This is a genomic window from Corallococcus sicarius, assembly GCF_003611735.1.
GTDB classification, from domain to species: domain Bacteria; phylum Myxococcota; class Myxococcia; order Myxococcales; family Myxococcaceae; genus Corallococcus; species Corallococcus sicarius.
Window position 1 is genome coordinate 1 of record NZ_RAWG01000397.1, and the last position, 7,232, is coordinate 7,232.

The 7,232-nt window shown below is 71.4% G+C and carries 7 protein-coding genes and 1 pseudogene; 3 read left to right on the forward strand and 5 right to left on the reverse strand.

Going from position 1 to position 7,232, the window contains the following annotated elements; genetic code table 11:
* Together D7X12_RS36805 and D7X12_RS36810 are read right to left on the reverse strand one after the other, a co-directional pair.
* On the reverse strand, positions 1-1,258 hold a 1,258-nt coding region (locus tag D7X12_RS36805), incomplete at its 3' end, for a peptidoglycan-binding protein (protein ID WP_208719524.1).
* 195 nt (positions 1,259-1,453) lie between these two features.
* Complete coding sequence (locus D7X12_RS36810) at positions 1,454-2,410, reverse strand: LysR substrate-binding domain-containing protein (protein ID WP_120629876.1); 957 nt, start codon at positions 2,408-2,410, stop codon at positions 1,454-1,456.
* Between the two features lie 113 nt (positions 2,411-2,523).
* Here D7X12_RS36810 and D7X12_RS36815 point away from each other — a divergent pair, with 113 nt between their 5' ends.
* Together D7X12_RS36815 and D7X12_RS36820 are read left to right on the forward strand one after the other, a co-directional pair.
* Positions 2,524-2,724, forward strand: a complete 201-nt coding sequence (locus tag D7X12_RS36815) for a hypothetical protein (RefSeq protein WP_120629877.1) — start codon at positions 2,524-2,526, stop codon at positions 2,722-2,724.
* 96 nt (positions 2,725-2,820) lie between these two features.
* Positions 2,821-3,648 carry a crotonase/enoyl-CoA hydratase family protein gene (locus tag D7X12_RS36820; RefSeq protein ID WP_120629878.1) on the forward strand — a complete coding sequence of 276 codons (828 nt, stop codon included), beginning with the start codon at positions 2,821-2,823 and terminating at the stop codon, positions 3,646-3,648.
* A 5-nt stretch (positions 3,649-3,653) separates the two neighbouring features.
* Here the strand turns inward: D7X12_RS36820 and pdxR are convergent, their stop codons facing one another.
* A complete protein-coding gene (pdxR, locus tag D7X12_RS36825) occupies positions 3,654-5,132 on the reverse strand; it encodes a MocR-like pyridoxine biosynthesis transcription factor PdxR (protein WP_120629879.1) in 1,479 nt (492 codons plus the stop codon).
* A gap of 143 nt (positions 5,133-5,275) precedes the next feature.
* Here pdxR and D7X12_RS36830 point away from each other — a divergent pair, with 143 nt between their 5' ends.
* Entirely contained in the window at positions 5,276-5,731 is a 456-nt protein-coding gene (locus D7X12_RS36830; protein WP_120629880.1) for a rhodanese-like domain-containing protein, read from the forward strand.
* A 21-nt stretch (positions 5,732-5,752) separates the two neighbouring features.
* On the opposite strand, the gene D7X12_RS36835 is transcribed toward D7X12_RS36830, so the two are convergent.
* Positions 5,753-6,829, reverse strand: a complete 1,077-nt coding sequence (locus D7X12_RS36835) for a ferrichrome ABC transporter substrate-binding protein (RefSeq protein ID WP_208719526.1) — start codon at positions 6,827-6,829, stop codon at positions 5,753-5,755.
* A 102-nt stretch (positions 6,830-6,931) separates the two neighbouring features.
* Positions 6,932-7,232: pseudogene (locus D7X12_RS43205) on the reverse strand (dolichyl-phosphate-mannose--protein mannosyltransferase); the annotation flags it as partial.

The following is a 7,232-nucleotide window of genomic DNA, read 5'->3' on the forward strand; positions in this document are numbered from 1 at the left end:
CCCCAGCGACGTTGGCGACCCCCACGCCCATCGCGGGCAGCGTGAAGGGCTCCGGCTTGAACGGTGGGACGCGCGCGGCGGCCTCGTCCAACAGGCGTGCGACGGTGCTGCCCGCGCTGGCCCCCGCGCTGGCTCCGGCCGTGGCACCGGTGCCAGCGCCGCGCGAGGCTCCCTGCAGGGCGTTGAAGGACGGCTGACCTCCGGTGGGGGAGAAGAAGACGCTGAGCTGCTGGCGCGTCATCGCCACCGGGCCCCCGGTGTGCAGCGGGTCGGCGACGAGGTACTTCCCGTCCGGCGTCTTCGCGAGGATGGCGTTGAGGTGGCCGATGTCGCCCCGGCCCATGCGCTCGGGGAACTGGGCGCGCCAGTCCGTGTTCGTGGCGCCGTTGGCGATGACGGGGTTGCCTGCCGCGAGCTGCTGATCCAACGACTCCCAGCCCTGGCCGTAGCGCGACGTGAGGCCCGCGCCCTGGATGCCGTCGGACACCATGGTGCCGCCGGTGAGCTCATGGTCCCGGTCCAGCAGCGGCACGCGCGTGCCGTCCGACGCCGTCACCTCGGTGAACTCCGACGCGCGGCGCGGGCTCATCAGCGCGCGCGCATGGTCCACCTGCTGCTCCTTCGTGAGCCCCGGGGGCATGTGGCCCGTGTACGCCAGGGACATGGCGAGGCTGGCCGGGCCGCAGTTGGTGCTGCCGCGCGGGCCGTCCGGGTTGTACTCGGAGGTGAACTGGGTGATGAACGCGGCCTCGGCGGACATGGACGGCTGCTGCGTCTTGCCGCCTGTCCGCTCGGAGCCCGCGAGCGACTTCGACAGCGCCTCGCGGGTGGCGGGCTCGTAGCGGCCATGCGCGGTGAGGCCGCGGTCCCCCTGGAACTTCTCCAGCGCGGCCTCCGTCTGCGGACCGAACAGGCCCGGCCCGGTGGCGACCTGCTCGTGCGTCAGATAGCCCAGCTCCACCAGTGCGTCCTGGAGCAGCTTCACCTCTTCGCCCGAGTCACCGCGCTTCAGGTTCTTCTCCGGGACGGGCCAGGGCTCGGGTGCCGGCGCGGGAGGAGGCGGCGGCGGTGGGGGCAGCAGGCGCTCCCGGTGCGCCGCGGGCGCGTCGTCGAAGCGGGAGGTCGAATCAGGACCTTGCGCTCCGGGTGCCCCTTCCTCCCGGACGACGTTGGACTCGGAAGACTCCCGGGCTTCCGTCTTGCCCGTGTTTCCGGAAGAGATGGTCTGCGTTGAATAGGAAGGTCCATCGACTCGCATGACGTGCTGCCCCCTCTGATACATCCAGCATGTTTCCCTCCGGATTATCCGCAGTCATGACGGGAAGTTGCCCCGTCACCCTGTCGTGAAATCAAATCCGGAAAGACATGGCGGGTACGCAACCAGGACGAATCGATTGCAACACCCCACGGCCTGCCATGTGTTTGTTCCTGCCTGGCGGGTTTTTCGCGGAAGCTACTCGCGGGCCGTCTTCCGCCGGGCGCGGGGCTTCTCCCCGGGAGCGCGAGCCTCCGCCGACGGTGGGGCCTTCACGTCCTGCGCGGCGTAGTCGCGGGCCTCGGCGAGCAGCCACTCGCGGAAGGCGGAGAGCCCCGCGTGATCATCCGAGCGCGGGGGATACACGAGGTAATGCGCGCGGTCCGTCCTGAGACATTCTGAGAAGAGGGGAAACAGCAGGCCTGCCGTCACCAGCGGGCGGATGAGCGTCAGCCGTTCCAGGGCGATGCCGAGCCCCTCCACCGCGGCCCGGTGCATCGTCTCCGTGTCGTCGAAGTTGGCCACGAAGCGCCGGGGTGGGGTGCCTCCGAAGCGCTCGAACCACGGGCTCCAGATGGAGGCGTTGCCCAGGAGCGGGAAGCGCTCCAGCGTCTTCAGCGTGGGCCGCCCCAGCCTCTCGATGAGTGCGGGGCTCGCCGCCGGGGTGGCCTGATCGTCGAAGAGGTGCACGGTGCGAAGCCCCGGAAAGGGCCCCCTGCCGAAGCGCAGCCCGGCGTCGATGTCCGTCTCCCGGTCGAAGTCCACCACCTCCGTGCTCGACAGGAGGTTGATCTCCAGCTGGGGATGGAGGGCGACGAAGCGCGGCAGGCGCGGCACGAGCCAGCTCGTCGCGAGCGAGGGCAGCAGCGTGAGCGTCAGCACGTCGTCACGCCGCGCGCTGTACGGTCGCATCGCGTGCTCAATCGCGTCCAGGTGCCCGGCCACGCGCTCGAACAGCCGGCGACCGTCCGCCGTCAGCTCGACGCCGCGCGCGTTGCGCACGAAGAGGCGCTGATCCAACTGCTCCTCCAGGCCGCGGATCTGGTGGCTCAGCGCGCTGACCGTCAGGTGCAGGGACTTCGCCGCGCGCGACAGGTTGCCGTGGCGCGCGGCGGAGACGAAGCCCTGCAGGGCATACAGATACGGGCGGGGCATGGGCGGTCACCTTGAGCAGAATTCAAAGCAGGGTTGCAAAAGCATCGCTTTTCGCCCGGGGAGCATGTCCGTACCTTGAGGGGAGTTCAACGAGGCACGCGAGGAGACGCGGCATGAGCATCTACAAGGGACTGTTGATGTCGGGGGGTTACCTGACCCATGTCGAGCACGTCGAGGACGCGTCGAAGAGCCACCACCCGAAGGCGCCCGGGGCACGCCCGGCGGTGGGGCCGCGGGTGGCGTCACCGCGTGCCATGTCGGAGACAGCCCCGGTCAGCGAGTTGCCGGTGGGTGTGGCGGGTGGGTGCTGCTGAGCTGTCGGGTGGCGCGGCGTCTCCCAGCACTTCCGTGGACGCCGCCGCGCCGCATCTGGTCAAGTGCCGCCAGCTCACTTCCCTGGGAGGGAACGGATGGACGGCACGTACAAGTCACTGCGCATCGAGAAGGCCGAGGGCGTCGCCGAGCTGGTGCTCACCGGCCCGGGCAAGGGCAACGCCATGGGCCCCGACTTCTGGCGGGAGATGCCCGAGGCGCTCCGCGCGCTGGACGACGACGACTCCGTGCGCGTGATGTTGGTGCGCGGCGAGGGCAAACAGTTCACCTTCGGCCTGGACCTGATGGGGATGATGGAGTCCCTCGGGCCGCTGCTCACCGCCGAGGGCAACCTGGCGCTGGAGCGCACCCGGCTGCTCAAGCTGATTGGTGACATGCAGAAGGCCACCGAAGGGGTGGCGCGGTGCAAGAAGCCCGTCATCGCCGCGGTGCATGGCTGGTGCATTGGCGGGGGCATGGACCTCATCGCCGCGTGTGACTTCCGGTACTGCTCGCAGGACGCGAAGTTCTCCCTGCGCGAGGTGAAGGTCGGCATCGTCGCGGACCTGGGCGCGCTCCAGCGGCTGCCGCGCATCATCGGCGAGGGGAACACGCGCGAATTGGCATACACCGGCGGCGACGTGGACGCGGCGCGCGCGCTGCGCATGGGCCTGGTCAACGAGGTCTTCCCCACGCCGGAGGCCCTGCTCACGGAGGCGCGGGCGACGGCGCGGCGCATCGCTGACAACCCGCCGCTCGTCATCCAGGGGGCCAAGCAGGTGATGGAGTACTGCGCGGACAAGTCCATCGCGGATGGGCTGCGTTACGTGGCGGTGTGGAACGCGGCCTTCCTCCAGTCGCATGACCTGACGGAGGCCTTCTCCGCCTTCGCCGAGCGCCGGCCGCCCCACTTCCAGGGACGCTGACGCGCTCAGCCCCGGAGCCGCGAGAGCGTGCGCACCGCGGCGCGCAGTCCCGCGGGGCTCGCCCCGGAGAAGCCCAGGACGAGCCCCTGCTCCGCGCCCCTCCCCAGGTAGAGCGGTGACAGCCGGCGGGCCCCGAGCCGCTTCGTGTCGGTGCGCTGGACGACGTCCGCGTCCCGCCCGCCGGAGGCGAGGAAGGCCGTGACGTGCATGCCCGCCTCCGCCGCTCCGGGCCGCAGCCAGCCCTCCGCCTCACGCCGCAGGGCATCCAGCAGCGCGTCCCGCCGCTCCGCATACGCCAGCCGCATCTGCCGCAGGTGCGCGGCGTAGTGTCCCGCCTCCATGAAGTGCGCCATCGCCGCCTGGGACAGCAGCGGCGCATGTCCATCCGTGGCGGCCCGCGCGGCGGTGAAGGGCTCCACCAGCGCGTCCGGGACGACGAGGAAGGCCAGCCGCAGCGAGGGGAACATCACCTTGTTGAAGGTGCCCGCGTAGAGGACGCGCCCCGCCACATCCAGCCCTTGAATCGCCGCCAGCGGCCTCGTGGCGTAGCGGAACTCGCTGTCGTAGTCGTCCTCCACGATCCATGCACGCGCGGCCCGGGCCCACTCCAAGAGCGCGAGCCGCCGGGGCAGGCTCAGCGTCACGCCCAGCGGGTATTGGTGCGAAGGCGTGACGTAGGCCAGCCGGGCCTTTGGAGCCCGCGCGGTGCCCACGTCCACCCGCAGCCCCTCCGCGTCCACCGGTACGGGACACACGCGCGCGCCCGCGGACTCGAACGCGGCCCGCGCGCCGAGATAGCCGGGCTCCTCCAGCCACACGCGCTCCCCTTCATCCAGGAGCAGCCGTGCGCAGAGGTCCAGCGCCTGTTGCGTGCTGGAGAGCACCAGCACCTGTCGCCACCCACAGCGCACCCCTCGCGCCGTGCCCAGGTGCGCGGCGATGGCCTCGCGCAGCGGCTGGAACCCCGCGGACTCGCCCGCCGTCATCAGCCCGGGCCCCAGGTGCCGGGCGTGCTTCGCCAGCGCTCGGCCCCATAGGTGCGTGGGGAACAAGTCCAACGCGGGCAGGCAGGGCGTGAAGGGCTGCACGTCGCGGGGCTCGGGCGGGAGCACGGCGCGGGCCAGGCGTTGTCCTCGACGTGACAGCCCGGGTCGGGCGAGGGTGCCGCTGCGACGCACGGGTGCGGCGGTCGTGCTCCGGGGCAGCCGGGCATGTTCGGGCAGGGCCACCACGCTGCCGGAGCCGACGCGGCGCTCCAGGAAGCCCTCCGCATCCAATTGGGTGAAGGCCCCCTCCACGGTGCCCCGGGACACGCCCAGCTCGTGCGCCAGCGTGCGCGTGGAGGGCAGCCGGCTGCGCGGCGCGAGCGCACCGGAGAGGATGGCCTGCTTCAGCCGTTCATAGAGCTGGCGGTGCAGGGGCTCGCCCCCTCCGGTCTCCGGCTGGAGGAAGGGCAGGGACACTCCGGCGGCCCGCTTCGGCATGTCCCCATGAAGCCAGGAGCCGGGCTCCGAAGGCAACTGGCGGCCCGTTCATAATGGCCCATGCCCCGGAGTCGAAATGGAGCTGTCCGCCGGACCACTCTGGAGGCACATTCGCGCGTGTCGAAGTCACTGGAGGTCCCGTCATGACTGCTTCCGCCACCCCGTTCTCCTTCGTCCTCGAAACGCCGGCCGCGACGCCCGAGGAGGCCCGGCGCCACTACCTCGCGAAGCTCTCCGTGGAGACGGATCCAGCGGACGTCCACCTGGACCTGGAGCGCGGCAAGAAGGGCTTCGTCGTGGTGGACGTGCGCATGAAGGAGGCCTGGGCCGAGCGCCACGTGCCCGGCGCGCTCAACCTCCCGACGCGGACGCTCAGCGCGGAGACGACGGCGCACCTGAGCAAGGACGACGTCATCATCACCTACTGCTGGGGCCCGGGCTGCAACGGCTCCACCAAGGCGGCCGCCCGCTTCGCCGCGCTGGGCTTTCGGGTGAAGGAGATGATCGGCGGCATCGAGTACTGGGTGAAGGAGGGCCACGCCACCGAGGGCACGGCCCCGAAGGGCACGCCCGTCTATGCACACCGTGGCGACACCTGACCCGAGGCACGCCTTCCGGGGTCAGTACACGCCCATCAGGTGGATCTGCACCCTCGGGTTGCCGAGGAACTCCTTGAGCCGCCAGCGGCTGCGCATCCCGTCATCGTGGATGCCCACGCCTCCGTCCTGGGGGGCCTCCGCGCTGGCGAGCGCCTCGCGCAGCTGGGAGACGGCCCAGTCGTCGAACTTCGAATCCCCCGAGCCCTCGATGACCTCCAACTCCAGCACCTTCCCATCGCGGGCCTGGCGGACCTCCACGATGGCGGCGAGGGCGAGGATGGGCTCGGTGACGTCCACCATGTACATGTTCGCGGCGCGTCCGGCCTCGACGGCGGCCTGGATGCGGTTGCGCTGTTCCAGGCGCTGGTCGCGCTGCTTCGGGGCATAGGGGCTGCCCGTCTTGCCGAAGCGTTCAGTGGCCTCCGCCTGCTCGCGCTTCATCCGCGAGGCGACCACCTTCAGGTCCGGCGGGGGCGGGTTGACCAGCCGCTTCGTGAAGTCCTTCTGGAGCTTCGCGAAGTAGGGCGCGGTCGCTCCGCTCTCCGCCCGCGCTTCCGCCAGCGCGTCCCGGGCCCACCCATCCACCTTCACGCGCGCCTCTTCCGCCTGCTGGCGTGCGACGGCCTTCGGATCCGGGGCCTCGCCCGTGTTGCGCAGCGTCCTTCCCGTGGAAGGCGGCTGGCCCGTCAGCCCTTCTCCCAGAAGGTGTCCCGGCACCAGGATGGGCCGCTCCGCCGACGCGAGGGGCGCGTCCTCGGACCGGGGCTTCTCCTGGGGCGACGTGTCCTCCTGGGCGGGCTCGCCTGCCGGGGGCGCGGTCGCCACCTGGGGGGCCGGTGTCCGCGGCGTGGAAGGAACCGGGCGCTCCACCCGGCGCGCGGGAGGGGCATTCACCTGGGCGGGCGGTCGTGCTGTCGGACGGGGGACGGCCGGCACCGCCGGCTTTTCGGGCACAGGGATGAAGTCCAGCTCCACGACCTCACGCGACGCCTGCCTCGGACGCTGGCCGGACGGGACCCGCGACAGCGCATAGAAGAGCGCCGCGTGCAGGAGCACCGAGAGCAGCAGTGTGAGGCCCAGCCTGGAGCGACGTGACACGAAGGACAGCTTGCCCCGTCAACCCCTCCACGGGAAGCGCCCCGGGGGAGGGATGTGGGCCCGCACCGCCATCCCGCCTGCCTGCCGGGCACGTCGAGCGACCTACTCGGAGGCCAGCGCCACCCGCTGGCCCATGGGGCCAATCTCCAGGCCTGTCACCTGCGCACGGGGCGGTCCCACCACGGGGATGATGAACCACGCCGCACTCATCAGGGCAGGCTGCCTGCGCAGCGAAGCCCCCGGGTCCAGCACGCGCTCCACGCTGCCGTCGGGGCCGTGGAAGGCGACGCGCAGCGGCCGGAGCGGACCGTGGGCCCGGACATAGAAGGCGTAGCGGTCGCGATCACTTCCCGCGCGGCCGGACGCGAACCCCAGCACCTCCAGGGGGCCCTCGCGCAGGGAC